General features: G+C 65.6%; 29 protein-coding genes. 20 read left to right on the top strand and 9 right to left on the bottom strand.

The window, feature by feature from the left end; translation table 11 throughout:
• Window positions 1–145: 145 nt before the first annotated feature.
• Both ACT6QU_RS00415 and msrB read right to left on the bottom strand, forming a co-directional pair.
• Entirely contained in the window at window positions 146–2245 is a 2100-nt protein-coding gene (locus ACT6QU_RS00415; protein WP_444563845.1) for a S9 family peptidase, read from the bottom strand.
• Window positions 2246–2318: 73 nt separating this feature from the next.
• A complete protein-coding gene (gene msrB, locus ACT6QU_RS00410) occupies window positions 2319–2723 on the bottom strand; it encodes a peptide-methionine (R)-S-oxide reductase MsrB (protein ID WP_444563846.1) in 405 nt (134 codons plus the stop codon).
• Between the two features lie 194 nt (window positions 2724–2917).
• Here msrB and ACT6QU_RS00405 point away from each other — a divergent pair, with 194 nt between their 5' ends.
• The 8 genes from ACT6QU_RS00405 to ACT6QU_RS00370 all read left to right on the top strand — a co-directional run bounded on the left by ACT6QU_RS00405 (window position 2918) and on the right by ACT6QU_RS00370 (window position 9501).
• Window positions 2918–5290 (top strand): putative monovalent cation/H+ antiporter subunit A, encoded by a 2373-nt coding sequence (locus tag ACT6QU_RS00405; RefSeq protein ID WP_444563847.1) that lies wholly within the window; start codon window positions 2918–2920, stop codon window positions 5288–5290.
• Window positions 5287–5703, top strand: coding sequence for a Na+/H+ antiporter subunit B (locus ACT6QU_RS00400; protein WP_024586467.1), 417 nt, complete (start codon window positions 5287–5289; stop codon window positions 5701–5703). The genes ACT6QU_RS00405 and ACT6QU_RS00400 overlap by 4 nt, the downstream gene beginning before the upstream one ends.
• Complete coding sequence (locus ACT6QU_RS00395) at window positions 5700–6080, top strand: Na+/H+ antiporter subunit C (protein ID WP_029660266.1); 381 nt, start codon at window positions 5700–5702, stop codon at window positions 6078–6080. Before ACT6QU_RS00400 ends, ACT6QU_RS00395 begins: the two co-directional genes overlap by 4 nt.
• A 6-nt stretch (window positions 6081–6086) precedes the next feature.
• Window positions 6087–7652, top strand: a complete 1566-nt coding sequence (locus tag ACT6QU_RS00390) for a Na+/H+ antiporter subunit D (protein ID WP_444563848.1) — start codon at window positions 6087–6089, stop codon at window positions 7650–7652.
• The gene (locus ACT6QU_RS00385) at window positions 7649–8122 is read left to right on the top strand and encodes a Na+/H+ antiporter subunit E (RefSeq protein ID WP_444563849.1); all 474 of its coding nucleotides are present in this window, start codon (window positions 7649–7651) and stop codon (window positions 8120–8122) included. Before ACT6QU_RS00390 ends, ACT6QU_RS00385 begins: the two co-directional genes overlap by 4 nt.
• Window positions 8119–8451 (top strand): cation:proton antiporter, encoded by a 333-nt coding sequence (locus ACT6QU_RS00380; RefSeq protein WP_444563850.1) that lies wholly within the window; start codon window positions 8119–8121, stop codon window positions 8449–8451. The genes ACT6QU_RS00385 and ACT6QU_RS00380 overlap by 4 nt, the downstream gene beginning before the upstream one ends.
• Window positions 8444–8818, top strand: coding sequence for a monovalent cation/H(+) antiporter subunit G (gene mnhG, locus ACT6QU_RS00375; protein WP_444563851.1), 375 nt, complete (start codon window positions 8444–8446; stop codon window positions 8816–8818). Before ACT6QU_RS00380 ends, mnhG begins: the two co-directional genes overlap by 8 nt.
• A 257-nt stretch (window positions 8819–9075) precedes the next feature.
• Entirely contained in the window at window positions 9076–9501 is a 426-nt protein-coding gene (locus ACT6QU_RS00370) for a MucR family transcriptional regulator (RefSeq protein WP_024586461.1), read from the top strand.
• 10 nt (window positions 9502–9511) lie between these two features.
• Here ACT6QU_RS00370 and ACT6QU_RS00365 read toward each other — a convergent pair whose 3' ends face one another.
• Window positions 9512–9817, bottom strand: coding sequence for a cytoplasmic protein (locus tag ACT6QU_RS00365; protein WP_444563917.1), 306 nt, complete (start codon window positions 9815–9817; stop codon window positions 9512–9514).
• Between the two features lie 326 nt (window positions 9818–10143).
• Between ACT6QU_RS00365 and ACT6QU_RS00360 the strand changes: the two genes are divergently transcribed.
• Together ACT6QU_RS00360 and ACT6QU_RS00355 are read left to right on the top strand one after the other, a co-directional pair.
• Window positions 10144–10449: a helix-turn-helix domain-containing protein gene (locus tag ACT6QU_RS00360; RefSeq protein WP_444563852.1), complete on the top strand. Its 306-nt coding sequence runs from the start codon at window positions 10144–10146 to the stop codon at window positions 10447–10449.
• Between the two features lie 8 nt (window positions 10450–10457).
• Entirely contained in the window at window positions 10458–11246 is a 789-nt protein-coding gene (locus ACT6QU_RS00355; protein ID WP_444563853.1) for a DUF6456 domain-containing protein, read from the top strand.
• On the opposite strand, the gene ACT6QU_RS00350 is transcribed toward ACT6QU_RS00355, so the two are convergent.
• A complete protein-coding gene (locus tag ACT6QU_RS00350; RefSeq protein WP_444563854.1) occupies window positions 11243–11677 on the bottom strand; it encodes a SufE family protein in 435 nt (144 codons plus the stop codon). The genes ACT6QU_RS00355 and ACT6QU_RS00350 overlap by 4 nt on opposite strands.
• A 36-nt stretch (window positions 11678–11713) precedes the next feature.
• Entirely contained in the window at window positions 11714–12088 is a 375-nt protein-coding gene (locus tag ACT6QU_RS00345) for a DUF5330 domain-containing protein (RefSeq protein WP_444563855.1), read from the bottom strand.
• 391 nt (window positions 12089–12479) lie between these two features.
• On the opposite strand from ACT6QU_RS00345, the gene ACT6QU_RS00340 reads away from it, so the two are divergent.
• Genes ACT6QU_RS00340 through ACT6QU_RS00330 form a run of 3 tightly spaced genes read left to right on the top strand, consistent with a single transcriptional unit; the run spans window position 12480 to window position 15388 of the window.
• Window positions 12480–14228: a sensor histidine kinase gene (locus ACT6QU_RS00340; RefSeq protein ID WP_444563856.1), complete on the top strand. Its 1749-nt coding sequence runs from the start codon at window positions 12480–12482 to the stop codon at window positions 14226–14228.
• On the top strand, window positions 14200–15045 hold the full coding sequence (locus tag ACT6QU_RS00335) for a peptidoglycan-binding domain-containing protein (protein WP_444563857.1): 846 nt from the start codon (window positions 14200–14202) through the stop codon (window positions 15043–15045). The genes ACT6QU_RS00340 and ACT6QU_RS00335 overlap by 29 nt, the downstream gene beginning before the upstream one ends.
• Before the next feature lie 10 nt (window positions 15046–15055).
• Window positions 15056–15388, top strand: a complete 333-nt coding sequence (locus ACT6QU_RS00330; RefSeq protein ID WP_444563858.1) for a DUF1491 family protein — start codon at window positions 15056–15058, stop codon at window positions 15386–15388.
• 80 nt (window positions 15389–15468) lie between these two features.
• Here ACT6QU_RS00330 and ACT6QU_RS00325 read toward each other — a convergent pair whose 3' ends face one another.
• Entirely contained in the window at window positions 15469–16308 is an 840-nt protein-coding gene (locus ACT6QU_RS00325) for a hypothetical protein (RefSeq protein ID WP_444563859.1), read from the bottom strand.
• Between the two features lie 178 nt (window positions 16309–16486).
• Here ACT6QU_RS00325 and ACT6QU_RS00320 point away from each other — a divergent pair, with 178 nt between their 5' ends.
• Complete coding sequence (locus tag ACT6QU_RS00320; RefSeq protein WP_444563860.1) at window positions 16487–16645, top strand: hypothetical protein; 159 nt, start codon at window positions 16487–16489, stop codon at window positions 16643–16645.
• Here ACT6QU_RS00320 and ACT6QU_RS00315 read toward each other — a convergent pair whose 3' ends face one another.
• The 3 genes from ACT6QU_RS00315 to ACT6QU_RS00305 form a co-directional block, all read right to left on the bottom strand.
• Window positions 16646–17185: a DUF1254 domain-containing protein gene (locus tag ACT6QU_RS00315; RefSeq protein ID WP_444563861.1), complete on the bottom strand. Its 540-nt coding sequence runs from the start codon at window positions 17183–17185 to the stop codon at window positions 16646–16648.
• Window positions 17178–17744 (bottom strand): DUF1214 domain-containing protein, encoded by a 567-nt coding sequence (locus ACT6QU_RS00310; RefSeq protein ID WP_444563862.1) that lies wholly within the window; start codon window positions 17742–17744, stop codon window positions 17178–17180. The genes ACT6QU_RS00315 and ACT6QU_RS00310 overlap by 8 nt, the downstream gene beginning before the upstream one ends.
• A gap of 93 nt (window positions 17745–17837) precedes the next feature.
• The gene (locus tag ACT6QU_RS00305) at window positions 17838–19991 is read right to left on the bottom strand and encodes a transglycosylase domain-containing protein (protein ID WP_444563863.1); all 2154 of its coding nucleotides are present in this window, start codon (window positions 19989–19991) and stop codon (window positions 17838–17840) included.
• Window positions 19992–20322: 331 nt separating this feature from the next.
• On the opposite strand from ACT6QU_RS00305, the gene ACT6QU_RS00300 reads away from it, so the two are divergent.
• Genes ACT6QU_RS00300 through ACT6QU_RS00275 form a run of 6 tightly spaced genes read left to right on the top strand, consistent with a single transcriptional unit; the run spans window position 20323 to window position 25467 of the window.
• The gene (locus ACT6QU_RS00300) at window positions 20323–20793 is read left to right on the top strand and encodes a hypothetical protein (protein ID WP_444563864.1); all 471 of its coding nucleotides are present in this window, start codon (window positions 20323–20325) and stop codon (window positions 20791–20793) included.
• Window positions 20750–22033 carry a DNA-packaging protein gene (locus ACT6QU_RS00295; protein WP_444563865.1) on the top strand — a complete coding sequence of 428 codons (1284 nt, stop codon included), beginning with the start codon at window positions 20750–20752 and terminating at the stop codon, window positions 22031–22033. Before ACT6QU_RS00300 ends, ACT6QU_RS00295 begins: the two co-directional genes overlap by 44 nt.
• Window positions 22034–22044: 11 nt before the next feature.
• Window positions 22045–23229 (top strand): phage portal protein, encoded by a 1185-nt coding sequence (locus ACT6QU_RS00290; RefSeq protein WP_444563866.1) that lies wholly within the window; start codon window positions 22045–22047, stop codon window positions 23227–23229.
• Window positions 23230–23240: 11 nt separating this feature from the next.
• Window positions 23241–23573, top strand: coding sequence for a DUF6107 family protein (locus ACT6QU_RS00285; RefSeq protein WP_444563867.1), 333 nt, complete (start codon window positions 23241–23243; stop codon window positions 23571–23573).
• Complete coding sequence (locus tag ACT6QU_RS00280; protein ID WP_444563868.1) at window positions 23570–24238, top strand: HK97 family phage prohead protease; 669 nt, start codon at window positions 23570–23572, stop codon at window positions 24236–24238. Before ACT6QU_RS00285 ends, ACT6QU_RS00280 begins: the two co-directional genes overlap by 4 nt.
• Window positions 24208–25467: a phage major capsid protein gene (locus tag ACT6QU_RS00275; RefSeq protein WP_444563918.1), complete on the top strand. Its 1260-nt coding sequence runs from the start codon at window positions 24208–24210 to the stop codon at window positions 25465–25467. The genes ACT6QU_RS00280 and ACT6QU_RS00275 overlap by 31 nt, the downstream gene beginning before the upstream one ends.
• The last annotated feature ends 59 nt before the right edge of the window (window positions 25468–25526 follow it).

The raw sequence follows: 25526 nt of genomic DNA, 5'->3' as shown, positions 1-25526 counted from the left end.
CGCCACCTCTCCCCCTCAAAAGGGGAGAGGAACCCAAGCTGGAAAAGCGCCGACGCCGACGAAGCGCATTTCCTCTCCCCCGGGCAGGGGGAGAGGTGGCCCGCGCAGCGGGACGGAGTGGGGGTGCTCGACGCGCTGTGCTGTCTTAAACCTTCCCCACCGCCTTCAGCGCGAAGGCGTAGACATAGGCGATCTCCTCGAGCCGCGAGAAGCGGCCCGAGGCGCCGGCGTGGCCGGCGTCCATGTTGATCTTGAAGAGGACTGGGTGGTCGTCGGTCTTCATCTCGCGCAGCCGCGCGACCCATTTGGCCGGCTCCCAATAGGTGACGCGCGGATCGGTGAGGCCGGCCAGCGCTAGGATGGGCGGGTAATCCTGCGCCGCGACGTTGTCGTAGGGCGACCAGGAGGCGATGCGACCGTAGTCGATGGGCGAGGCCAGCGGGTTGCCCCATTCGGGCCATTCGGGCGGGGTCAGCGGGAGCGAGGCGTCGAGCATGGTGTTGAGGACGTCGACGAAAGGGACTTCGGCGACGATCGCGCCGAAATCCTGCGGCGCCATGTTGGCGATCGCGCCCATCAGCATGCCGCCGGCCGAGCCGCCCTGCGCGACGATGCGGTCATGCGCGGTGATGTTTTCGGCCACGAGATGACGGGCGACCGCGATGAAGTCGCGGAAGGTCTTCGCTTTGTTCTCGCGGCGGCCCTGTTCGTACCAGGCAAAACCCTTGTCCTTGCCGCCGCGAATGTGGGCGATGGCGTAGACGAAGCCGCGACCGACCAGCGACAGGCAGTTGGTGTTGAACGAGGCGGGAATGGTGATGCCGTAGGAGCCGTAGCCGTAGAGAAGGCACGGCGCCGAGCCGTCGAGCTTCGTATCCTTGTGGTGGAGGATCGAGACAGGGACGAGTTCGCCATCCTCCGCCTTCGCCATCAGGCGCAGCGTGACATAGTTTTCCGGATCGTGGCCGGAGGGCACTTCCTGCGTTTTCAGCAAGGTGCGCTCGCGGGTCTTCATGTCATAGTCGAAGAGTTGCGAGGGTGTCGTCATCGACGAATAGGAAAAGCGGATGACGCTGGTGTCGTATTCGAGCGAGCCGACGAGGCCGAGCGAATAGGCCTCCTCGTCGAAGGCGATCATGTGCTCTTCGCCCGACGCGCGCTCGCGCACGACGATGCGCGGCAGGCCGTCCTTGCGCTCGAGGCGCACGAGATGATCGCGAAAGCCCATGATGGCGAGGATCAGCCGGCCCGGCTCGTGCGGGACGAGCTCGGTCCAGTTTTCCGGCCGCGGATCGGCGACCGGCGCGGACATGATGCGGAAGTCCTTGGCGCCGCCGGAATTGGTGAGGATGAAGAAGACGTCTCCGCCTTCCTCCAACTCGTATTCGATGCCGGTCTGGCGTGGGGCGACGATGATCGGTTTGGCGCTCGGATCGCTGGCGGGCAGGACGCGGTATTCGGTGGTCTCGTGGTCATTGATGCCGATGAAGATCCAGTCGTTCGTGCGCGTGCCGCCGACACTCATGAAGAAGCCGGGATCGGTTTCCTCGTAGATCAGGCGGTCGGCCGACTGCGGATCGCTGAGGCGGTGGTGGAAGATCTTCGACGGGCGGTGATTGTCGTCGAGCGCGGTATAGAAGATGCCGGTATTCGCTGCGTCCCAATCGCCTGAACCGCCGGTGTTGGCGATCAGGTCGGCAAGGTCAGTGCCGGATGCGATATCGCGGATCTTGAGCGTGTAGAACTCCGAGCCCTTGTCGTCATAGGACCAGACGAGACGGGAATGGTCGCTGGAATGGTCAACGCCGCCGAGCCGGAAATATGGCTTGCCCTCGGCCTCGCGGTCGCCATCGAGGACGATCTCCTCGGCGCCGCCCCCGCGCGGGGTGCGAAAGAAACGCGGCTGCTCACCGCCAAGGACGAAGGACGAGCCGTAGGCGAAGGGCCCGTCCGGCATGGGCACGGAGGAATCGTCCTCCTTGATACGGCCCTTCATCTCGGCAAAGAGCATTTTGCGCAGCTCTTCCTCGCCGGCGGTAAGCGCCGCCTGGTAGGCGTTCTCGGCTTCCAGATGGGCGCGGATTTCGGGCGAGAGCGTCGCCGGGTCCTTGAAGACCTCCTGCCAGTTTTCCGCGCGCAACCAGTGATAGGGGTCGGTGACGGTGACGCCGTGATGGCTGTGCGAATGGTCGTGCTTCGGCGCGACGGGAGCGGCGGGCAGGGAGGCGGTTTTGGCGAAATTCATGAATCCTCGGGGTCTTCAAATGGAAAAGGCGGCGCGGGCATTTCCCGGCGCCGCCCGTTCGAAACGGCAGCGGTCAGTCGCGGTCGAAATTCATCGCCACGCCGTTCATGCAGTAGCGCAGTCCGGTCGGTGTGGGGCCGTCGTTGAAGACGTGACCAAGATGGGCATCGCAATCGGCGCAGCGCACCTCGATGCGCGTCATGAAGAAGGAGCGGTCCTTGTGCTCGCTGACGGCATCGGCATCGACAGGCTGGTAGAAGCTGGGCCAGCCGGTGCCCGAATCGAACTTGGTCTCGGATCGGAACAGCGGCTTGTCGCAGCAAACGCAGCTATAGAGACCGGGTTCCTTGGTGTCCCAGTTCGGCCCGGTGAATGCGCGTTCGGTGCCGTGCTTGCGGGTTACGCGATACTGTTCAGGCGTCAATTGTTCGCGCCACTCGGCGTCTGACTTCTCAATCTTGAGCATGGTCTTTTCCATGGCATGATCCTTATCGAACTGGCTGCAATGTAGGTGCGCACTGGTCGAATGTCATCGGGCGGGCGGGACACGAAATCGTTGCGGACAGGGATGTCGCATCGTCATGAGTGGTCTTGTGAGGCACGATTTCAGTCTGTAAGGGATCGGCACTCGAACTTGAACCGGAAACCGAATTGGCGGGGCGATAATACGGGATGGAGACAGACGGCAACTCGCTGACGTTCATCGCGCTCTTTCTTCCGTTCGTCGCCGCCGCGCTCGCGCCGGCCCTGACCCGGCGCATGGGCCACAAGGCCGCCTGGGTGTTGGCGATCGTCCCGGCCTTCCTGTTCATCCACTTCGCAAGCCTCGTCGGGACCGTCGCATCGGGCGAGGCCGTGACCGGCTCGCGCAACTGGGTGCCGAGCCTCGGCGTCGAATTCTCGTGGTTCCTCGACGGTCTCTCGCTGACCTTCGCGCTTTTGATCACCGGCATCGGCACGTTCATCGTTCTCTATTCGGGCGGCTACCTGAAGGGCCACGCGCATCTGGGGCGGTTCTTCTCGTTCATCTTGATGTTCATGGGCGCGATGCAGGGGCTGGTGATCTCGGACTCGTTCCTGATGTTCTTCGTGTTCTGGGAACTGACCTCGATCACCTCCTTCCTGCTGATCGGCTTCGACCATTCGCGCGAGGCTTCGCGGCGTTCGGCGATGCAGGCGCTGATCGTGACGGGGATGGGCGGGCTGGCCTTGCTGGCGGGGCTTCTCGTCATCTGGAAAGCGACGGGCGCGACCAGCCTTTCGGCCCTTCTCGAGACCGAAAATGCGTTGCGCGAAAGCGCGCTCTACGGCCTTGCCTTCGTGCTGATCCTGGGTGGCGCGTTCACGAAATCGGCGCAGTTCCCGTTCCATTTCTGGCTGCCCAACGCGATGGAAGCACCGACCCCGGTGTCGGCCTATCTGCACTCGGCGACGATGGTGAAGGCCGGCGTCTATCTCCTGATGCGGCTCAACCCGGTGATGGGCGATACGGCCCTCTGGGAGACGGTGCTGCCGCTGTTCGGCGGAGTGACGCTGCTCGTCGGCGGGTTCCTGGCCGTGCGCCAGAGCGATTTGAAGCTGATGCTGGCCTATACGACGGTCGCTTCGCTCGGCCTTCTCGTCATGCTGACCGGCTTCGGCTCCGAGCACGCGATCGAGGCGGCGGTGCTCTACCTGATCGCCCATTCGCTGTTCAAGGGCGCGCTCTTCATGGTGGCCGGCATCATCGACCACGAGGCCGGCTCGCGCGACGTGACGCGGCTCGGCGGCCTGCGCAAGGCGATGCCGATCACATTCGGCGCGGCGCTGGTCGCGGCGGTGTCGATGGGCGGCCTGCCGCCGCTCTTCGGCTTCCTCGCCAAGGAGGAAATCTACTATGCGCTTGGCTTCGCCAACACCTGGTCGGCGCTGTTCACGCTCGTCGCGATTCTCGGCAACGCGTTGATGTTCGCGATCGGCTTCGCCGTGGCGCTGAAGCCGTTTCTCGGCGCGGCGGTGAAGACGCCGAACCATGCACATGAAGGACCGCCTCTGCTCTGGCTGGGGCCGGTGGTGCTGGCGGGCGCGAGCCTTCTGGCCGCGCTTGTTTCGCCGCTGACGCACCGGCTCTTCTCGATCCCGATGGCAAGCGCGGTCGCGGGCGAACCGCTCGACATCTATATTTCGCTGATTCCGTCCATAGGCATGCCGCTCCTGCTCTCGCTGGTCACCATCGCGCTCGGCTATGCGATCTACCGGACGCTCGGCGACGTACGGGCGCGAGTTGGCGCCGTTCTCAGCGCGATTGGCTGGGGCCCGGACCGCGGCTTCGACCAGGTGCTGCGCGGCATCGTGCGCGGCGCGCACCGGCTGACCGGCCTGATCCAGAACGGGCGGATGGAAACCTATATGACGCTGACCTTCGCCGTCATAGCAGCCGCGTTCCTCGTTCCGCTCGTCGGGGCAGACGAGATGCCGGCGTTCCCGCAGCTTCCGGTTCTGACGCTTTATGAGATCGTCGTGCTGGCGCTCGCCGTGATCGGCCTCGGCGCCGTTCTTTATGCCGACGACCGGCTGACCGCGATCGTCTCGCTCGGCATTCAGGGCTTTGCCGTGGCGCTGATCTTCCTGCTCTTTGGCGCCCCCGATCTCGGCTTCACCCAGTTCATGGTGGAAACGCTGTCGGTGGTCATTCTCGCGCTCGTCATGACGCGGCTGAAGCTGGCGAAATCGGATCATCGGCCGACGCGCGAAAAGGCGTTGGACGTCACCGTCGCGAGCCTGTGCGGCCTTGGCCTGATGCTGGCGCTGTTCAAGGTGACGTCGCTGACCTTCGACCCGGCGCTGAGCGTGTTCTTCACCGAATATTCGCGCGTGATCGCGCATGGCCGCAACATCGTCAACGTCATCCTCGTCGACTATCGCGGCGTGGATACGATGGGCGAGATCGCGGTGGTGATGGCCGCGGGGCTGGCGATCCTGGCGCTGGTGCGCGTGCGGCTCGGCCGCCGCGTCGAGCATGCCGAACCGCAGGTGGCGTCCGAAAGCAGGGAGACGGTGGCATGAAGACGCTGATCCTTCGCACCATCGCGCCTTATCTTTCGGCGCTGATGATGATCTTCTCGGTATTCGTGCTGCTGCGCGGCCATAACGATCCGGGCGGCGGCTTCATCGGCGGGCTGCTCGCCGCCTCGGCCTTCGCGATCTACGGCATTGCCAGCGGCGTCGCTTCGGCGCGGCGCGCGATGCGGTTTCACCCGATGGCGATCGCGGGGTCCGGCCTCGCAATGTCGGTGCTGGCCGGGCTCGCCTCGATCCTGTTCGGCGTGCCGTTCATGACCGGCCTTTGGGCGCCGCCGATCCCCGGCATCGAGTTCGAACTTTCCTCGGTGCTGTTCTTCGACATCGGGGTCTATCTGGTCGTCCTCGGCGCGATCACTTCCGTCGCGCTGGCGCTCGAGGAAAGGGACGACGAATGATCGAGACCGCGCTTTCCATCCTGGTCGGCATCTTCTTCGCCGTCGCCGTCTATCTGCTCCTGTCCAAGCATACGATCCGGATCATGCTGGGCGTCGTCGTGCTCGGCAATGCGGCCAATCTGTCGATCTTCACCGCCGGACGGCTGACGCGCGAAGTGCCGCCGGTGATCCCGCCCGACCTCTACGTGCCCGAGATCGCGACGGCCAATCCGCTGCCGCAGGCGCTGGTGCTCACCGCCATCGTGATCTCCTTCTCCCTCTTCGCCTTCCTTTTGGTCCTGGCATGGCGCGCCTACCAGGACCTCGACACCGACAACACCGAAGAGATGCGCATCGCCGAGCCGAAGGCCGATCCGCTGCCGCCATTGAGCTACTGAGGACAGATGGAATCCGCTTCGAACCCGTACGGCGTCGACATCTCGCAGGCCATGATCGTCGAGCGCGTGGCGCTGGCGGACTGGCTGCTGGTCTTCCCCGTGGCGCTTCCGCTTCTGGCCGCCGCCATTCTGGTGATGCTGCGCAGCCGGCCGAAACTCCACGCGCCGATCGCGCTGGCCGTGATCGGCGTCGTGCTTATCTCCAACGTCGTCCTCCTCTCCCGCGTCCTCGACGAGGGGCCGTTCGCGATGACGATGGGAAGATGGCTGCCACCCTTCGGCATCACCTTCGTGGCCGATACGCTGGGCCTTCTGCTGGCGACGACCGCGGCGCTGGTGGCGCTCGTCTGCGCGCTGTTCGGGTCCACCTCGATCGACGTGACCGGCAAGCGCTACGGCTTCTATCCGTTCCTGCTGCTCTTGATGACCGGCGTCGGCGGCTCGTTCCTGACGGGCGACATCTTCAACATGTATGTCTGGTTCGAGGTCTTCCTGATCTCGTCCTTCGGGCTCCTGATCCTCGGCTCGGAGCGCGCGCAGCTCGACGGGGCGTTCAAATATGCGATCCTGAACCTCGTCGCGACAACGCTGTTCCTGATCGCGACGGGCCTGCTCTACGGCGTGTTCGGCACCCTCAACATGGCCGACATCGCGCTCAAGGCCGACGGCCTGCGCGAAGAGGCGCCGCTGACGATGCTGGCGACGCTCTATCTCGTCGCCTTCGGCATGAAGGCGGCCGCGTTTCCGCTGCACTTCTGGCTCCCCGCCTCCTACCACACGCCGCGGCTGGTGGTGGGCGCGCTGTTCGGCGCGCTTTTGACCAAGGTCGGCATCTATGCGCTGCTGCGCACGCTCTTTCTGCTCTTTCCCGAAGAGGGCGGCGCGCTGTCGGGCGTCATCGCCGTCGTCGCGATCCTGACCATGATCTTCGGCGTGATCGGCGCGCTGGCGCAGACCGATATCCGTCGGATCATGGGTTACATCGTCATTTCGGGCATCGGCATCATGATGGCCGGGCTCGCGCTCGGCGACCGGATGGGGCTCGCCGGCACCGTGCTCTATGCAGTGCATTCCATGCTGGTGATGGCGGCGCTCTACCTGCTCGTCGCGCTGATGCGCAAGGCGGGAGGGACGTATTCGCTGAGCGAACTGGGCGGGCTCTACCGCTCGCATCCGCTGCTGGCGGCGATGGCGCTGCTGCTCGTTCTGTCCGCCGCGGGCTTGCCGCCCGGCTCGGGACTTTGGCCGAAGGTGATGCTGGTCAAGTCCGCGCTCGATGGCGAGGGCGGGTGGCTGGCGTTTGCGATCCTCCTGAGCGGCCTCATGACGACGCTGGCGCTGGGACGAGTCTTCGCGCTCGCCTTCTGGCGGCCGCGCGTGGATGGCACGGTGGTGCCCGCGACGCCGCTCGACCGTTCGGGCATGTTCGCACTAGTCCTGATCATGGTGCCGATCCTGTGGATCGGGCTCTATCCGGAGCCGGTGCTCGCAATGGCCGATGCTGCGGCCGCATCGCTGCTCGATCCGGCGAGCTATTCGCTGCTCGTCCTGCCTGCCGGAGGCGGCTCATGACCCTGCTTCTCGTCAATGTCCTGCTGGCGCTGGCCTGGGGCGGCGTGACCGGTTCGTTCACGCTGTTGAACCTCCTCTTCGGCTTCATCCTCGGTGCCGGCGCGCTCTATCTGATCCGCAAGGAGATCGGCTCGCTCGGCTACCTGGCGCGGATGCGCCGCGTCGTCTCGCTGACGTTCCTGTTCCTCGTCGAACTGGTGAAATCCTCCTGGACCGTCGCGATGACGGTTCTGTCGCCGAGGATGGACATCAAGCCGGGGATGTTCGTCTACCCGCTCAAGGTCGACAAGGATGCCGAGATCACCATGCTGGCGAATCTCATCACCCTGACGCCGGGCACGCTCTCCGTCGACGTGTCCGAGGACCGCCGCTTCCTGTTCATCCACGCGCTCGACTGTTCCGATCCGGACCAGTTGCGCCACGACATCGCGACCGGCTTCGAACGCAAGATCATGGAGGCGTTCCGATGAGCTTTCCGCAAGGGTTTCTGTCGGTCGCGGAATATATCGGGCTGATCCTGCTCAGTCTGTCGTTTCTCCTGACAACTTACCGGGTCATCGTCGGACCGACCTTGCCGGACCGGATCGTCGCGCTCGACATGCTGGTCGTCGTCGCGGTCGGCTTCATCGCGTTGATCGGCATCCGCACCAGTTTCACCCTTTACGTCGACGTGGCGATCTCGCTCGGCCTCGTCGGTTTCCTCGCGACGGTGGCATTCGCACGCTTCGTCATGGCGAAAGGCTCGCTTTGGGTGAAGCAGGAGGATGAGCGAAATCTGCGGGAGGTGAGCGATGATTGAGGCGGTTTTGAATGTCGTCGTCGGGCTGATGATCGTCGGCGGCGCCGCCTTCTCGCTGGTCGCCTCGATCGGCATCAACCGGTTTCCTGACGTCTATTGCCGGATGCACGCCGCCTCGAAGGCCGGCACGCTCGGCTCCGGCGTGATCCTGCTGGCACTTGCCGTCCACGCCGACGATACCGCTACGGTGATGCGCGCCATCGCCGGCTTCGTGTTTCTTCTGCTGACGGCGCCCGTCGCCGCACATCTTCTTGCCAAGGCTTCGTATGAGGCGGGCTACAAATTATGGGACAAGTCCGTCAAGGACGAGATGATCGTCAAAATTCGCGAGCAGAAGGCAACACGCCAGCATCGTGACGACGTCTGATCGTCGCATTTGCCGCAAGATGTTTGCAACTTCCGATTACAACTGGGCCGATGTTTCGGTATATCGAACTTTCGTATGGGTGCAAAGCATCGCGTAGTCCAATTTGCCCGGTAAATAATCCGCAAGATTAATTGACTTGCTCTATTATTCGTACCAATTGTTAATCAAGCACTGTGGATTCGTCGCTGGCGGTGAAACAGAACCGGCGAATCGAAAAAGACCGGCGCTCTACCGATTGACAATTATTGGGGCCGAAAATGGAACTCTCTGAAGACCTGCAGCGAAACAGCGACATGTTGATCGAACTGACGGCGGACGTCGTTGCCGCCTATGTCAGCAACAATCCCGTCCCGGTCGGCGAACTTCCGAACCTGATCGCCGACGTGCATATGGCGCTTGGACGCGTCGGAACGCCGCCCGAGGCTGTGCCTGCCGACAAGCAGAAGCCGGCGGTCAACCCGAAGAAGTCGGTGCATGACGACTACATCATCTGCCTGGAAGACGGGAAGAAGTTCAAGTCGCTCAAGCGCCACCTGATGACCCATTACGGGTTGACGCCCGAGCAGTATCGCGAGAAGTGGGGCCTCGACGCCACCTATCCGATGGTGGCGCCCAACTATGCCGCCGCACGCTCGCAGCTTGCCAAGAAAATGGGGCTGGGGCGCAAGCGCAAGGCGCGCTGAGCGCGCTGCCTCACGCATAGTCGACCAGTTTCCGCCGACGCCTTCCGGGCGTCGGCTTTTTCTTGGGGGCCACCCCGACGTCGATCTCGTCCAGCGCCTGCTTCAATGCGATGTGCCGATTGAGGTCGTAGCTCCAGTGGCGATTGCTGCCGCGGATGCGCTCGCGCTCGATCAACCGCTTCAGGCGCCTGGCAAGGTCCCCGCGCTTCGACGCGTCGGCCGTCTGAAGCCGGTCGATCTCGATGCCGCAAGTGCACAGGAGCGCCACGCGCTGCATCGCCTGGCGCCGGCGCGCTTCGTTCTCGACCACGAACATCCGTGCTTCGCTCTTCAGATCCACTTTGCTCTCTCCTCGGCTTGAGGCGACGATCCTGCGCGCAGGTTCGGAGCGGGGGGATAAGTTTCCTGTCGATGCTCTGGATCGATCCGGAAATCCGGATTGGATTCAATCATTTGGTGGAAATCGAAACTTTTGATGTTCGATATTTGTTCTCATGCTGCCAAATCCGGGATAGAAAGCATTTATTCCTATCTCGGAGGTGAACGGTGGCGGCGGCGAAACGAAGGACTGATCCCGAAATCCCCTCGGCGGAGCAACCGCCATCGCCTTATCCCGCTTCGAAGAAGACCGACGAGCGCTGGATGAGCGAATGCGAGGCGGTGATCGACATCGTCTCGGCGTTCTTCAACGTCTCGGGCAGGGAAATCCGCAATCCGACGCGCTCACCGGCGCCGGTCGCCAAGGTGCGGCAGATCGGCATGTATGCGGCTCATACGGTTCTGCAGATTCCGATGAAGAATGTCGGCTGCGGATTCGCCCGCGACCGCACGACGGTGCAGCACGCCGTCAACCTCGTCGAGGACTGGCGGGAGGATGGCGAGTTCGACGGAATCGTCGATCAGGTCGAGCGGTTGGTGCGCGTGCTCGTGCGCCGCGAACAGATATGAGGGCGGGCATGGACGACAGGCAATTGGTGCGGCTGATCGGTTTTCTTTCGAAGGGCGCGGCGCGGTGCGAGGCTGGCGGACGTCCCGGACGGATGCGGATCGACGCGGGCGAACGCGGCGCGATCGAGGTGCCGACCGCCACGCTGCGCAACGCGATGGAACGGGGGCTGGCCGCCCGTGCCGGTGCGGGCCTATCGGTCTCGCGTGAGGGATCGGCCTGGCTGGCGCGCGCCATGGCATCGCCCGAAGACCGTTTCCAGGTCCAGCATCAGGAGCGCGACCTGCGGACGGTCGAGATCGGCGGCGTGCGGGAACTCGCGACGGTCAATCTGCGCGAAAGCCCGCTCGCCGCGCTGGCGCAACGCAAGGATCGGGATGGTCGGGCCTTCCTGTCCGCCGGTGAGGTCGAGGCGGGCGAGCGTTTGCGGGCGGACTACGGTTTCGGCCAGATCGCGCCGCGTCTCAGCGCCAACTGGGAGGCCGGCGTCTGCGCCGGGCGGCGAGGGGGCGGCAATGCCAAAGCCGACCTGAGCGATGATGCGCTCGCCGCGCGCCAGCGGGTCGACCGTGCCATCGACGCCATCGGGCCGGAACTGAGCGGCATCCTCGTCGATATCTGCTGCTTCCTGAAGGGGCTCGAGCAGGTCGAGACGGAACGCGGCTGGCCGCGACGCTCGGCCAAGCTGATGCTCAAGACGGCGCTCGGCGCGCTTGCCCGCCACTATCACCCGCAGCGCCGCGAGCGACGGCGGGGCATGCTGCATTGGGGAACGGCCGATTACCGGCCGCAAATCTAGCTCGCCGGCGCGGCTTCGGCGACACTCGCCGCTTCCATGCGGATGCGCTTGATCATCGAGCGCAGGCCGTTGGCGCGTTGCGGGGTGAGGTGTTCGTCGAGCCCGAGGCGCTTGAGGACGCCGTCGGCGTCGATGGCGAGCATCTCGGAGGCGCGGCGGCCGGAATAAAGCGCGAGGACGATGGCGACCAGCCCCTTGACGATGTGCGAATCCGAATCGCCTTCATAGGAGATCGCCGGATCGGAGCCTTCGCCGATGGTGGAGTTGAGCCACACCTGGCTGACGCAGCCCTGCACCTTGTGCGCGGCGTCGCGCGCGTCCTGCGGATAGGCGGGCAGGCTCGCGCCGAGGTCGATGATGTAGCGGTATCGCTCTTCCCATTCGTCGAGGAAGGCGAAATCGTCGTAGATCTGGTCGATGCTGGTGCTCATGCAGCGGATATAGGCGTCGGCGCGCCGATCGTCACCTCAAAAGGTCGCGGCGGGCGTTGCCGGGACGCTGCCGGTCGTCATTTCGGCATCGAAGGCGGGCACGGTCTCGCTCGGGCCGGCGAGCATGCTCTCGCTTTCCTGCGTGCCGAACTGGCCGTCGAGCGCCTCATAGGCCATGCGTGCCCCCTCACGGGCCCGGACGCCCATCGAGCCGACGAGCGCGCCGCCGACCTCGCAAACTTCCGGCTTGCGCTCGCAGATGCCGGTGACGTCGCTGATCGCCTCGCGGGCGGCGAACAACGCATCGAAGGCGCCGACCTGCGGCTCTCCTGTCTCGCTCACCGGGGCGAGCGGGATGAAGAAGAGGGCTACCGACAGCCAGAACGCGCTTTTGAACAGAAATCCGATCATCATCTTTCCCCGTCGCCGGCGCTCCCCGTGCCGGCTTCGATGAGATCAAAGCATGAGGACGAAAAAGGCTGCTTGAGGACGGCAGGGTAATTTTCGGCAAATTCGATTCAAGTTTTAACGATCGTTCTGAAGTCCTTTGAAGAAGACCGGCGCGCGATGCCGGAAAGGGCGCAATCGTGCGGCCCGGCGCGGTGCGATCGGCAGCGACGGCGGGTCGAAAACGCCGGTTACGAACGCTTTACCATCCTCGCAAACGATGGCGGCAGGGGCCGCGCGAGCCCGTCTTTCGACCACGGATCGGGTCGCTTTATCCTTTCCTTAAACGCTGGATGCGAGGGTGATCGCAATGATGTCGACCCGCGAAAAGCGGGCTGTGTGCGAGTGCGTTGCGTTGAAATCTAGCCGAATCCGATCCTGCGACTGGATGGGCCAGTTCCTTGGCTCCTGCGAGCGGCTGGTTCATGCGCGCCTGTCGGATGCCGAGGCGCGCCAGCGCCAGGCACGGCTGATCGCGGTTCAGCTCGGCGTACCCTTCTTCCTGACCGCGATCGCCGCACCGCTGGCGCTTGGCGCCTGGGGCGCCAATGCTGCATTGGGCGTCGCGGCCGCGATCTTCGCTCTTTCGTGGACGCAGGTGGTGATCGCCGCCTCGGGCCGGCATTTCCGTCTCGTCGCCGGCTTCGGCCTCGGATCGGCGCTGGTGACAGGTGCCGTAGGCATATGGATGGGCGCACCTGCGCCGGCGCTCCTTCTTCTTGCCATCGCCATGATCGGCGAGACGGCCTGGGTTTCCGGCTCGCACGTCGCCGCCGGAAGGGCGGCCCTGATCGCGACCCCGCTCGGCGCAGCAACGTTCTTCGCAGGCGATGCGGCCGGGGCGACGGCGACGATGACTGCGGCGGCCGCCGCGCTCGGATACGTGATCGTCGCCCTGCCGCGTCTGGTCGCGCTGTTGACGGCGCGGCCGCAGATGCAGCCAGTGGAACCGAGCCTCGATGCACGCATGGACGCGGTGATCCTGACCTTGACGCGCGAAGGCGAGGTGGTCGGCGCATCCGCCCAGGCGCGCCGCATCCTGCATCTCGAACCCGACCTTTTGACGGGAACCGGCTTCTTCGAGCGCGTGCGGGTGAGCGACCGGGTCAAGCTTCTGTGTGCGCTCGGGTCGGACCGCACCGAACCCCAGCATCTCCATCTGACGCTGCGCGTGCCCGGCGCGTTGGCGGGCGACGTCGCACATGTCGATGTCGGCCTTGAACTCCTGCGCGGCGAAGGCGCATGGACGGCGATCCTGCGCGACGCGAGCGAAATCGCGGACCTGCGCGCCGCGCTCGACGATGCGGCGGACCAGGCGGCGGCGATCGAAGTGGCCAAGAGCCGCTTCCTTGCCGCCGTCAGCCACGAATTGCGCACGCCGCTGAATGCGATCATCGGCTTTTCTGATCTTTTGCTTCACGAGGCGGTTTCGGGCCCGTTGCCGGTAAAGCAGGCCGAGCATGTCGGCCTGATCCGGGAGGCGGGCAACCATCTTCTGGCGGTAGTCAATTCGATCCTCGACATCTCGAAGATCGAGGCAGGCGCCTACGCCATCCATCCCGAGCCGTTCGAACTCGTCAGCGCGATGGAACTGACCGTCTCGCTGATGGCAAGCCAGGCGGCCGAAAAGGGCGTGGCGCTCGAAATCGCGGGCCGCGACGACATGGGCGAACTCGATGCCGACCAGCGCGCGGTTCACCAGATCCTGCTCAATCTCGTCTCGAACGCGATCAAGTTCACACCGCATGGCGGGCGGGTGCGCTTGTCGGCGGCGCCGAGGGGCGAACGGATCGCGCTGATGGTTGCCGACAACGGCATCGGCATAGCCGCCAGCGATCTGGCAGGGCTCGGCCAGCCGTTCACGCAAGTTCAGAACGACTATACGCGCAAGTTCGAAGGCACCGGCCTTGGCCTTTCCCTCGTCAAAGGACTGGTGGCGCTCCACGATGGCGAGCTTGCCATCGAAAGCGCGCCGGGCGAGGGGACGACGGTCACGGTCAGCCTTCCCGCGCAGCGCACCGCTCCGGCGGTGACCGCATTGAACACGACAGCGAATGGAAATGGACAAAGGGCGAATGGCAGCACGTTCCGCAAAATCGCGTAAGCGCAAGCAGAGCCCCGGCCTTCTGGCCGCGGGCCTGGCGGCGACCGGACGCGCGATTGCCGAACGCCCGGTGGGCGTGGGCGGCGTGACGGCGTTCGCGATCACCTTCGCCTTCATCGCCGCCAACGCGATCTGGTATCAGCCGCACCAGCACAAGAGCGCGTTCTTCCAGACACGGCACCTGCCGCCGCGCGAGCCGGCAGAGCCCGTCGACGTGACGCGGCTCGAACTGGCGCCGTCGGTCGACCTGCCGCAACAGGCGATGCAGCCACCTATTGCGGCCCGGCCACAGGAAGCGCCGCAGCCGGCAGCGGCTCCGGCGGGGCCGGATGCGGCCGCCAGCCGGCCCGACGCCCGTCAGGCCGTCGTGGCCGAAGTGCAGCGCGTCCTCGCCGACCTGAAGCTCTATGGCGGCGCCATCGACGGATTGACGGGCCCGCAGACCGACCAGGCGGTGCAAGCCTATCGCGAGCGCCTCGGGCTGGCGCCGGATGGCGGCATCGATGGCGAACTGTTGCGCCATCTCGGCGCCAAGACCCGGGTCGACGGCGAGGCGGAGGCGGTGGAGCAGGCCGCGCGCGCGGCGACCGACCAGATGCAGACGGCCTCCGCGCCCGCATCGGGCGACCAGCGCGTCATCCGTATCCAGGCCGGACTGCGCGCCTTCGGCAATCAGGGCATCGACCTCGACGGACAGGTCGGCCCGCGGACCGTTGCGGCGATCAAGGAGTTCCAGAGCCTTTTTGGCCTGACGCAGACCGGTACGCCGGACGATGCGACCTATGCCAAGATGAAGGAAATCGGGCTCACCGACTGACGGGACCACGATGCGCGTTACTTCCGACCTATGGGTTTCCGCGACGATCAGAAGGGTGTTCGCGTCGGGCGGCTATGGAGCCGTCGTCAGGCGCGGCGCGACCGAGGCCGGCGCGATCTTCGTCGTCGTGCGTTCGCGCTTCGGCGAGGCGACGCTTTATGCTCCGCGCGCGCAGTCCGATTACGGCGAAGCGCGTCCCGACGAGCGGATGTTCTCGGCGGTGCTGGAGGGCGTCGACGACACGGCCATCGAGGCACGGCTCGAGAAGGAACGGCGGTTCGATCCGGATTTGTGGGTGGTGGAGATCGAGGCGGACCAGAGGCTGGTGGACGAGTTGCTGTAGCGTTCAGCAGAGCGGACTGACTGCGTCAGGAGTCTTTGTGGAGGGTCACCTTCGCAAAGACAGTGCCGGCCGTGTCGATCCTAGGATCGGTTGCCCAGCCGCGTCACCGATGCCGGCATTGCTGCCTCGGCCAGATAATCCTCGACGAAAGCCCGGATGGTGGCGGGGGTGGCGAAGCGGTGGGGGTGGGTGGCGGAGGCGATGAGGTAGGCTTCCTCGGCGGAGAGGCCGAGGCGCTTCAGTGCTGCGGCGAGCGTGGTCATCGCAGGATCGGCGAGGAGTGCGGCGGCCGCGTGCTCGTCGATATTTAGGAGGCTCGCGAGCGTTGCGCGCAACGTGACGGGATTGCCGCTGAGCGCTGCCGCTCGCAGCTTGAGATAGGGCGTCGGTGCCTCGGTCCAGCGGGCGGACCGAGCTTCGGTGGTCGGCACCATCATCGCGCGCAGTCTTTCGAGCGTGGCGGGAAGCATGGAGCTGGGCGCGGGGTTTGCGGCCTCAGTCGCGGAATGGGACTTCAACGACGCGATCAGCCTGGCGATGCGCGGATCGAGGTTGCGGCGGCGCTCGATGGCAAGCGCGTGGCCGAGACCGTGCCGGCCGATCAGGGCGAGGAGGTCGATGTCGCGCAGCGCGGACGAGCGGACCAGAAGCGGGGCGCAAACGTCGAGCGGCTCGGCGCAGAGGCGTCGGACGAGCGCGGGCGGCGGGTTGAGGCATTCCGACAGGGCAGCCGCGACATAGCGCAGGGTTTCGCGAGAGGCGTGGGTGAGTAGGGGCGTCGCCAGATCTTCGATCTGGGCGACTTCCTGACGCGAGGGGCGCAGGATGGAGCAGAATGCAGAGACCGCCGCGCGCAGGAGACGGTCGGACTTGGTGCTTTGTGCACTGGGGGCAAACTGCCGGAACTCGACGCTGGACACTGGTTACGCCCGATCTTGCGGATACTCGAACACGCGGGAGAGAAGCGTCGAACCGAACGCCTGCCACCCATCGTTCAACTTAGCGCAAATGCGTTATGTACTTATTAACCGTGGCCGCGGCATATCGGATTAGGAGGCGTTGCGTAGAGCTCCACAACCGTGACCGCGAGCAACGACCATGGCGACGATTGTCAGGCTTCGGCCGAATTCCTCGACACCTTCTTCACGTCCGGCACCGCCGGGCGGGGCGAGGATCATCATCTTCCCAGGTGTGCGCTATGAAAGACTGGCCGATGCGCCGGTGCGCAAGCCGCGCGCGCGCCGCAAGAAGGCCTGATCACCGCAGGCTGCAGGCCAGCCCGGCCAGATAGCGCGAGACGGTCGGCTCGAAGGTCGGGTCCGGCATGAAGGCGCGCACCACGACGATTCCTTCCTGAACCTCCGTTTCGACGAAGACGGCCGTGCCGAAATCTTCCGACTGGCTGTTGCGCAGTTCGGTCAACTGGGCCGAGGTCGCGACCAGGAAATCGAGCTCGCCATCGCTCGACGTGCGGTCGTTGATCGAGAAGATGTTCTGGCCCGTCCTGTCGTAGATCGACATCGACCAGTAGGGGACGTCGCCCTCGGCTTCCAGATGGACGATGCCCTCGGACAGATCGATGCGGCAGGCGGCCGCTTCGAAAAACGGATCGGGAAGATGCAGCATGTTGGCACCCGACGCGGGATCGATGCGCACCACTTCGTAGAAGGGCGCGCGCGCTTCCAGTCGCGCCCAGACGTCGGCTTCGGTCACATGGGGGATTAGCAGCAGAACCAGGCCGTGAACGATGCCGGCGCCGACGAGCCCGACCAGGATGGCGCGCAAGAACCTACCCATTGCAGCGCTCCCGAACGATGCGCGGCAAGGTGATCTCGGCGAAATCCGCGGTGCCGACGGTCGGCGTGTCGTAAACGGCAAGGACGAGGCGGTAGGGGCCTTCGGTGCCGATCTGCAGCCAGTTGCCCGGCGCGAGATGGCGCGAGAGAGCGATCGAGAACGAACCGGACGCATCGCGCAGCAATGCCAGCGACTGCAGCGCACGCGGTGTCTCCGCCGCGCCCGGCTGGACGGCGTGCATCGTCCAGAAACGCGAGGCCGGGACGTTGCCCGTCACGACATAGTCGCAGGCGCCGCGCAGCGGCTGGCCCGTCGTGTCGCGCGCGGCGACGAACTGCGCACCTTCGGCGGCGCCGAGCGAGAGCTTGCCCTCGCGCGCGAAGCGGGCCTTGGCATAGGGATCGGCCTGCGGCGTCCCCTCGGTCGGATTGACGCTCCACTCGCCGATCGTCAGCGCGCCGAAATCCTCGACCTCCTCCATCATCAGCCAGACGCTGCCCGCGCCGCCGCCAAGGGCGATCGCCAGCGCAAGCACGATGAGAAGGAGGGATTTCAGCATCAGGAACGTCGTTCAGCAGGGCCGGAATTCACGATGGCGGGCAAGTTCGCCGTCTGGCACTTACACGACGCGGCAGAAAAAATCATGCGAATGTCAAAGCGCCGACAGCGTTTCGGGCGTGTCCGGCAGCCGGACGACCGGTGCCTGCCGGAACGCGTCGGACATGTTGACGAGAAGGCGCGTGGTGCGGTTCGACAAGAGGGCGGGGCGCTCCTGCTGCTCCGTCGTGTCGGTCTCGGCTCCAGCGGCGCTCGTCTCGGCCTCGGCCACGAGCTTCTCGTCGACGAACGGGTTCTCGATGCCGGGGATCGGCTTCAGTTCGACGTTCTGATGCGCGTAGGTCATCAGGCGCTGCCAGGTCATGGCAGGCAGCGAGCCGCCGGTCATGTTGTTGGTGGTCGAGAAATCGTCGTTGCCCATCCAGACCGCGGCCGTGTAGTTGCCGGTGAAACCGACATACCAGGCGTCGCGATAGGCCTGCGTCGTGCCGGTCTTGCCGGCCGAGCGTATGCCTTCGAGGGCGGCGCGCCGGGCGGTGCCCCATTCGGGAATCTGGACGAGGATCGAGTTGAGCGAGGCGAGCGCCTCGGGCGACAGGGCAGGGACCGGCGGGGGCGCGTCGCGGCCGAAATCATAGACCACGTCGCCCGCATGGGTGAGCATCTGCGAAATGCCGTGCCGCGTGCCCGCGACGCCGCCGGCGGCAAGCGTGTTGTAGGCGGTGGCCTGGTCCATCACGGTCAGGCTCGACGTGCCGAGGACCATCGTCTTGTGCGTGCTGATCTCGGATTCGACGCCCATCGCCATGGCGATGTCACGGATCGGCGTGGTGGTCAGGTGATCGTGGGCGAGACGCACGGGAACGGTGTTGATCGAGCGCACCAGCGCCTCGGTCAGCGACATGCGGCCGGAAAACTTGCGTGCATAGTTCTGCGGCGACCAGCCGCCCCAATTGATCGGCGCGTCGGAAATGACGGAGTCCGGCTTGAAGCCGTGCTCCATCGCCGCCGCATAGACATAGGTCTTGAAGGACGAGCCGGTCTGGCGCAGCGCCCGCGTCGCACGGTTGAACTGGCTGCGGCCGTAATCGCGCCCGCCGACCATGGCGCGCACGGCGCCATTGTCCTCGATCAGCACGATCGCGCCTTCGGTGACGCGATACTCGGAGCCGTGCTGGCGAAGGTGGAATTCGAGCGACTCTTCCGCCGCGCGCTGCATGTCGAGATCGATCGTCGTTCGGGCGACGAGCGCGTGCGGGCCGTTCCTCGGCGCGTGCTTCTTGACCTCCTCGAAGGCCCAGTCGAGGAAATAGTCCGGGCTCTCCATATTGGCGCGGTCGACGGAGGTGGCTGGGCGCAGGCGCGCTGCGAGAACCTCGCCTTCCGACATCATGCGGCTGTCGACCAGATTGTTCAGGACGACGTTCGCACGGCCGCGCGCGGCGGGCAGGTTGATGTGGGGCGCGTAATTGCCCGGCGCCTTGAAGAGGCCGGCCAGCATCGCCGCCTCGGCGAGCGTCACGTCCTTGATGTGCTTGTCGAAATAGAAATCCGCCGCAGCCGTGATGCCGAACGTGCCGCCGCCCATATAGGCGCGGTCGAGATAGAGCTGGAGGATTTCCTTCTTCGACAGATTGGCCTCGAGCCAGAGGGCGAGGAAGGCTTCCTTGATCTTGCGCTCCATCGAGCGCTCATTGGTCAGGAACAGGTTCTTGGCGAGCTGCTGGGTGAGGGTGGAGCCGCCCTGGACGACCGAATTGGCGCGCACGTTCTGCGACATGGCGCGGGCAAGGCCGATGACGTCGATGCCGAAATGCTCGAAGAAGCGGCGGTCTTCGGTGGCCAGCACGGCCTTGATAACGTGGTCCGGCATCTCGTCGACGGGGACGGAATCGCGCTGGATGATGCCGCGCTGGCCGATCTCATTGCCGTAGCGATCGAGGAAGGTGACGGCGTATTCGCCCTGGCTGCGCCAGTCGCGCGCGGTTTCCTCGAAGGCGGGCATGGCGAGCGCCAGCATGACGATGGAGCCGGCGGTGCCCATGGTGAAGGCTTCGCTCGACATCTCGACGATGCCGCGCCGCCAGCCGGTGACCTTGAAGCGGCGGAAGAAGATGGTGACGTTTTCCCACCGCTCACGCGCGCGAAAGCCGGCCTCGTAGAGCGAGGTATCGATCCACGCGTCGAACGCGAGCAGACGGCCAGGCCGCGACGCCTTCCTCTTGCGAGCCGAAAACGGATTCTTCATTAGCCCACTGCGCCCAATGCCCGAACGCCCCCGCTCGACCTGCAACCAGGAAGCGAAGGCAGTACAACCCTTCAGGCACCAAGTGTCCTCCAAATGCCTGCCGGCCACAAGGGATGTGTCCGACTTTGGCACGGTATCGTGAATGGAAAAACTGCGGCGTCGCTAACGGGCAACAGTGGCCGTTGGGGCAAGGGATAAAAGAAAATAGGAAAATAATCCTTGACACCGTGACGGTGCTTCTGTAGGTTTCGGGCATGGTCGCACTATTGCGGCTGGGGCGGAGCGGATGGCTCGCCGAAGATCATCTCACATCGATGCCGAGAGGGGATAAATGGGGAGCGCTGAGGGCGTTTTCGCCGCGATGCGGCATGTGCATGAGGGCGGGGAGGCTTCGCTGGAAAACCTGGCGATGATCGCGGGGCGGTCGTTGCGGACGGTGCGGATGCGGGCCGAGGCGGAAGGCTGGAAGCCGGTCGCGGCGGGCAGCGTGGCGGAGCGGCGGCGGCGGATCGAAATCCAGTACGACCGGCTGATTGCGGAAATCGAGCGGCTGACGCTCGGAAGCGAAGACGGGGAGGGACTGACCTTCGACAAGGCCCGCGTCGACACCATCATGGCGATGGTGCGGGCGCTGGAAAAAATCGGCGAAACCATGCGCTCCGACGAGGACGCAAAGGACAAGCAGATCAAAGACGATGCCGAACTTGCAGCCGCTCTCAAGCGGATCGACGACCGAATTCGCGAACTCGCCCGATATCATGCAGGACGGATGGGCGGCGCAGAACCTGACGGCGCATGTTGAGGCGCTGACGCGCGGGGAATGGTTCGACCGCTCGCATGGTGCGCAGTATCCGATAGGAACCACGAAGCCGACCTGGCTGGTGCTGGGCGGGCGCGGCGCGGGGAAGACGCGGCTGGGGACCAAATGGGTGAACGCGCTTGTGCGCGGGCTGGTGCCCTTCAGTCGTGCCGGAAAGCATTGCCGGATTGCGCTGATCGGCGAGACGCTGGGCGATGTGCGCGAGGTGATGATCGAGGGCGCTTCGGGCATCATCACGCAGGCGCGCGGCAACCGGCCGCGCTACGAGGCGGGACGACGCCGGCTCGTCTGGGATTGCGGCGCTGTCGCCCATGCGTTTTCGTCTGAGGACCCCGAAAGCCTGCGCGGGCCGCAATTCGACGCGGCCTGGTGCGACGAACTGGCGAAATGGCGCCATCCGCAGGCCTGTTTCGACATGCTGCAATTCGGATTGCGGCTCGGCGAGCGGCCGGTGCAGATCATCACCACGACGCCACGGCCGATCCCGCTGGTGAAGGCGTTGATGGCCGATCCGGACGTGACGGTGACGCGGCTCAAGACGATGGACAATCGCGGCAATCTGGCGGCCGGCTTCATCGAGACGATCCGCAAGCGCTATGCCGGATCGCGGCTCGAGCGGCAGGAACTCGACGGCGAACTCATCGAGGATCGCGACGATGCGCTTTGGTCGCGCGCGCAGTTGGAGGCGGCGCGGATCGGGGGGCGGCCGGAGATGACGCGGATCGTGGTCGCGGTCGACCCGCCGGCGAGCTCGGGCAGCCGAGCGGATGCGTGCGGGATCGTGGTTGCCGGATTGTGCGACGACGGACGCGCGGTGGTGCTGGAGGACGCGACGGTGCAGGGCCTGAAGCCGCAGGGCTGGGCCGCGCGCATCGTCGAGGCCTATCACCGGCATGAGGCAGATTGCGTCGTCGCCGAGGTCAACCAGGGCGGCGACATGGTCGGCGCGGTGCTTGTCGCCGTCGATGCGAGCCTGCCGGTGAAGGCGGTGCGCGCCTCGCGCGGCAAGTGGCTGCGCGCCGAGCCGGTGGCGGCGCTCTATCACCAGGGCAAGGTTGTCCATGCGCGCCGCTTTGCCGAGCTTGAAGACGAGATGTGCGATTTCGGGCCGCAGGGCCTGTCGAACGGACGCTCGCCCGACCGGCTCGACGCGCTCGTCTGGGCGCTGAACGAACTTCTTCTGGGGCGCGGGCAGGAACCGCGCATCCGCAAACTCACCTGAAGGAATTGCCGATGGGATGGAAATGGCCTTGGGCGCGGCGCCCGGAGGACGATGGCGCGCGGCTGGAAACCCGGTCGGCGAGCCTGTCGCCGGGCTTCGTCGCGCTGCACATGAATGGCGAGGCGGTGTGGACGCGCGGCGACTATGCGGCGCTCGCCCGCGAAGGCTTCATGCGCAATCCGGTCGTGCATCGCTCGGTGCGGATGATCGCACAGGCGGCGGCGACCATTCCCTTCCTGCTTTATGAGGAAGGCGAAGAACTGACCGAGCATCCGCTGCTCGACCTCGTCGCGCGTCCGAATGCGCGCCAGTCGGGGCCGGCCTTTCTGGAAGGGCTCTACGGGCATTTGATGATGGCCGGGAATGCCTATGCGGAATTGGTCGAGACACCGTCCGGGGCGCGCGAGTTGCATTTGTTGCGGCCCGACCGGGTGACGGTTTCGGCCGACCGGGCGGGCTGGCCGGTGGCGCTGGAGGAGCGGCAGGGGGCTGCGACGCGTCGAGTGGGGCTGGGGCTGGGTGAGGGCGGCGGGGCGCATCATTTCGCGCTCTTCCATCCGCTCGACGACCATTACGGCTTTCCGCCCTTGCAGGCCGCTTTGATGGCGCTGGACGTGCACAATGCGACGGGGCGCTGGAACAAGGCCCTGCTCGACAATTCGGCACGGCCGTCGGGCGCGCTCGTCTACGCGCCGAAGGAAGGCGGGAACCTCACCGACGACCAGTATGAGCGGCTGAAGGCGGAGCTGGAAGAGGGCTATACGGGCGCGGTGCGCGCCGGACGGCCGCTTCTTCTCGAAGGCGGGCTCGACTGGAAGGCGATGGGGCTGACGCCCAAGGACATGGATTTCATCGAGGCGAAGAATGCGGCGAGCCGCGACATCGCACTCGCCTTCGGCATTCCGCCGATGATCCTCGGCATTCCCGGCGACAATACCTATGCGAACTACCAGGAGGCGAACCGCGCCTTCTACCGCCTGACCGTGCTGCCGCTGGTCGAGCGCATCGCGCAGGAACTGGGCGGCTGGCTGGCGCCGCGCTTCGGGGGGCGGCTGAGGCTGCACTACGACGCCGACCGGATCGAGGGGCTGGCTGCCGAGCGCGAGGCGCTGTGGGCGCGCGTTGGTGCGGCAGAATTCCTGACCGATGCGGAGAAACGCGAGGCGTTGGGCTATGGCCCGCGGCCCGTTGCCTGAAGGAGGACGCGATGAACCTTGCGATGGAAACGGCCTGGCTGTGGCTGGCCAAGTTCGCCGGTGCGATCGCCGGCTCGGCGATCTCGGTCGCCTATGTCCTGCCGCGCGGACGGCGCGAGGCGGCGCTGCGGTTCACCGTCGGCGTCGTCTCGGGCCTGATCTTCGGCGGCGCGGCGGGACTGAAGATCGCCTCGGAACTCGATGTCGGATCGGCGCTGGGCGCTTTCGAGATCATGCTGATGGGATCGGCCGCCGCCAGCCTCAGCGCCTGGTGGGCGCTCGGCCTCGTCATGCGGCTCTTCGACCGGGCGGATGGGAAGATGCAGCGGGGCGACAAGGAATGAGCACGGTGAAACTGGAGCGCAAGCTGGTCGACGTGGCGATCGACGGCGTCGACGAGACGGGCATGTTCGAGGGCTATGCGAGCCTGTTCGACCGGGTCGACATGAGCCGCGACATCGTCGAGCGCGGGGCGTTTGCGAGGGCGCTGGCGAAAAAGGGGCCGGGCGGCATCCGGATGCTCTTCCAGCACGATCCGGCGCAGCCGATCGGCGCGTGGACGGCGATTTCGGAGGATGCGTTCGGGCTGAAGGTGCGCGGGCGGCTGTCGGCGGGCTCGATCAGAGGGCGCGAGGTGCGCGAGCTGATCCGCGACGGCGCGCTGGACGGGCTGTCGATTGGCTTCAAGGTCGCGCGCGGCCATACCGATCCGAAAACCGGCATCCGGCATATCCGCGAGGCGGATTTGTGGGAAATCTCGGTCGTGACATTTCCGATGCAGGACGGGGCGCGGATCGCCAAGGGCGACGCGCTGCCGACGACACGCGAATTCGAGCGCTGGCTGACGCGGGACGCGCAGCTCACGCGCAAGGAGGCGAGGCATGTGGTTGCACATGGCTTTGCCAGTTTGAGGCGCGAGCGGGACGCCGCGCCGGACGCAGAGAAGAGCCTGGCGGAGCGCATTCGCCGGGCTGCACGATCCCTCAATCAAAGGACCAATCTTCGATGAACCATTCCATCGAGACCAAGGCGGCGACCGGCGAGATCGGTGATGCCTTCGACGATCTGATGACGACGTTCGGCACGTTTCGCGAGGCGAATGACAGCCGTCTGGCGCAGATCGAAAAGCGCATGAGCGCCGACGTCATCACCACCGACAAGGTGGATCGCATCTCGGCTGCGCTCGACCGCCAGCAGCGCGCGCTCGACGAGATGAGCCTGAAGCGGGCGCGTCCGCATCTGGGCGGCGAACGCGGGGCGGGCGTCGCGCTCGAACACAAGCACGCCTTCGACACCTATGTCCGTGCCGGCGAGGACCGCACGTTGCGCGACCTCGAACAGAAGGCGATGAGCTACGGCTCGGGCCAGGATGGTGGCTATCTCGTGCCCGACGAGATCGAGACGGCGATCGGCGCAAGGCTGCGTGACTTGTCGCCGATCCGCTCGATCGCGACGGTGCGGCAGGTTTCCGGCGCCGTCCTGAAGAAGCCCTTCGCGGTGAACGGCCCGGTGGTCGGCTGGGTCGGCGAAACGGCGGCGCGTCCGCAGACGGCCACGGCGGCGCTGCAGGAGATTCAGTTCCCGACCATGGAGCTCTACGCCATGCCGGCGGCGACGGCGGCACTTCTGGAAGATTCGATCGTCGATCTCGGCGACTGGATCACCGGCGAAGTGGAGGTCGCGTTTGCCGAACAGGAGGGCGCGGCCTTCGTCAATGGCGACGGGGTGAACAAGCCGCGCGGCTTCCTCGACTATGGGTCGGTGGCGGAAGGCGACTGGGCGTGGGGCAGCCTCGGACATGTCGCGACCGGCGTCGACGGCGCGCTGCCGGCGGAAGACGCCTCGGACGTGCTGATCGACACGGTCTATGCGTTGAAGAGCGGCTATCGCCAGAACGCCAACTGGGTGATGAACCGCAGGACGCAGGCCGCGATCCGCAAGCTGAAGGATGCCGATGGCAACTATCTGTGGCAGCCGCCGGCGACCGCGGGTGCGCGTGCCATGCTGATGGGCTTTTCGGTCGTCGAGGCCGAGGACATGCCCGACATCGGTGCGGATGCGACGCCGATCGCGTTCGGCGATTTCGGCCGCGGCTACTTGGTCGTCGACCGGGCGGGCGTGCGCGTGCTGCGCGACCCGTATTCCGCCAAGCCCTACGTGCTCTTCTATGTGACCAAGCGCGTCGGCGGCGGGGTGCAGGATTTCGACGCGATCAAGCTGCTGAAGTTCGCGGCGTAAGGCGTCGAACGAAGTATCGGCCCCGGCAAGCGATTGCCGGGGCCTTTTTGCATCCGACA

Origin of the sequence: Aliihoeflea sp., from assembly GCF_052435475.1 — a bacterium.
GTDB lineage: Bacteria > Pseudomonadota > Alphaproteobacteria > Rhizobiales > Rhizobiaceae > Aliihoeflea.
Note: the sequence above shows the minus strand (reverse complement) of the source record. Positions and strands in the feature narration are given on the sequence as shown.

Excerpts from the sequence above, each read along its gene's own strand:
- ACT6QU_RS00405 (WP_444563847.1), top strand. The coding sequence starts at position 2,918 with ATGGAGACAGACGGCAACTCGCTGACGTTCATCGCGCTCTTTCTTCCG.
- ACT6QU_RS00385 (WP_444563849.1), top strand. The coding sequence starts at position 7,649 with ATGACCCTGCTTCTCGTCAATGTCCTGCTGGCGCTGGCCTGGGGCGGC.
- ACT6QU_RS00345 (WP_444563855.1), bottom strand. The coding sequence starts at position 12,088 with ATGATCGGATTTCTGTTCAAAAGCGCGTTCTGGCTGTCGGTAGCCCTC.
- ACT6QU_RS00285 (WP_444563867.1), top strand. The coding sequence starts at position 23,241 with ATGAACCTTGCGATGGAAACGGCCTGGCTGTGGCTGGCCAAGTTCGCC.
- ACT6QU_RS00380 (WP_444563850.1), top strand. The coding sequence starts at position 8,119 with ATGAGCTTTCCGCAAGGGTTTCTGTCGGTCGCGGAATATATCGGGCTG.
- ACT6QU_RS00300 (WP_444563864.1), top strand. The coding sequence starts at position 20,323 with ATGGGGAGCGCTGAGGGCGTTTTCGCCGCGATGCGGCATGTGCATGAG.
- ACT6QU_RS00370 (WP_024586461.1), top strand. The coding sequence starts at position 9,076 with ATGGAACTCTCTGAAGACCTGCAGCGAAACAGCGACATGTTGATCGAA.
- msrB (WP_444563846.1), bottom strand. The coding sequence starts at position 2,723 with ATGGAAAAGACCATGCTCAAGATTGAGAAGTCAGACGCCGAGTGGCGC.
- ACT6QU_RS00350 (WP_444563854.1), bottom strand. The coding sequence starts at position 11,677 with ATGAGCACCAGCATCGACCAGATCTACGACGATTTCGCCTTCCTCGAC.
- ACT6QU_RS00315 (WP_444563861.1), bottom strand. The coding sequence starts at position 17,185 with ATGGGTAGGTTCTTGCGCGCCATCCTGGTCGGGCTCGTCGGCGCCGGC.
- ACT6QU_RS00335 (WP_444563857.1), top strand. The coding sequence starts at position 14,200 with ATGGCAGCACGTTCCGCAAAATCGCGTAAGCGCAAGCAGAGCCCCGGC.
- ACT6QU_RS00395 (WP_029660266.1), top strand. The coding sequence starts at position 5,700 with ATGATCGAGACCGCGCTTTCCATCCTGGTCGGCATCTTCTTCGCCGTC.
- ACT6QU_RS00310 (WP_444563862.1), bottom strand. The coding sequence starts at position 17,744 with ATGCTGAAATCCCTCCTTCTCATCGTGCTTGCGCTGGCGATCGCCCTT.
- ACT6QU_RS00330 (WP_444563858.1), top strand. The coding sequence starts at position 15,056 with ATGCGCGTTACTTCCGACCTATGGGTTTCCGCGACGATCAGAAGGGTG.
- ACT6QU_RS00400 (WP_024586467.1), top strand. The coding sequence starts at position 5,287 with ATGAAGACGCTGATCCTTCGCACCATCGCGCCTTATCTTTCGGCGCTG.
- ACT6QU_RS00355 (WP_444563853.1), top strand. The coding sequence starts at position 10,458 with ATGGACGACAGGCAATTGGTGCGGCTGATCGGTTTTCTTTCGAAGGGC.
- mnhG (WP_444563851.1), top strand. The coding sequence starts at position 8,444 with ATGATTGAGGCGGTTTTGAATGTCGTCGTCGGGCTGATGATCGTCGGC.
- ACT6QU_RS00415 (WP_444563845.1), bottom strand. The coding sequence starts at position 2,245 with ATGAATTTCGCCAAAACCGCCTCCCTGCCCGCCGCTCCCGTCGCGCCG.
- ACT6QU_RS00390 (WP_444563848.1), top strand. The coding sequence starts at position 6,087 with ATGGAATCCGCTTCGAACCCGTACGGCGTCGACATCTCGCAGGCCATG.
- ACT6QU_RS00365 (WP_444563917.1), bottom strand. The coding sequence starts at position 9,817 with ATGTTCGTGGTCGAGAACGAAGCGCGCCGGCGCCAGGCGATGCAGCGC.
- ACT6QU_RS00360 (WP_444563852.1), top strand. The coding sequence starts at position 10,144 with ATGAGCGAATGCGAGGCGGTGATCGACATCGTCTCGGCGTTCTTCAAC.
- ACT6QU_RS00280 (WP_444563868.1), top strand. The coding sequence starts at position 23,570 with ATGAGCACGGTGAAACTGGAGCGCAAGCTGGTCGACGTGGCGATCGAC.
- ACT6QU_RS00295 (WP_444563865.1), top strand. The coding sequence starts at position 20,750 with ATGCAGGACGGATGGGCGGCGCAGAACCTGACGGCGCATGTTGAGGCG.
- ACT6QU_RS00290 (WP_444563866.1), top strand. The coding sequence starts at position 22,045 with ATGGGATGGAAATGGCCTTGGGCGCGGCGCCCGGAGGACGATGGCGCG.
- ACT6QU_RS00320 (WP_444563860.1), top strand. The coding sequence starts at position 16,487 with ATGGCGACGATTGTCAGGCTTCGGCCGAATTCCTCGACACCTTCTTCA.
- ACT6QU_RS00305 (WP_444563863.1), bottom strand. The coding sequence starts at position 19,991 with ATGAAGAATCCGTTTTCGGCTCGCAAGAGGAAGGCGTCGCGGCCTGGC.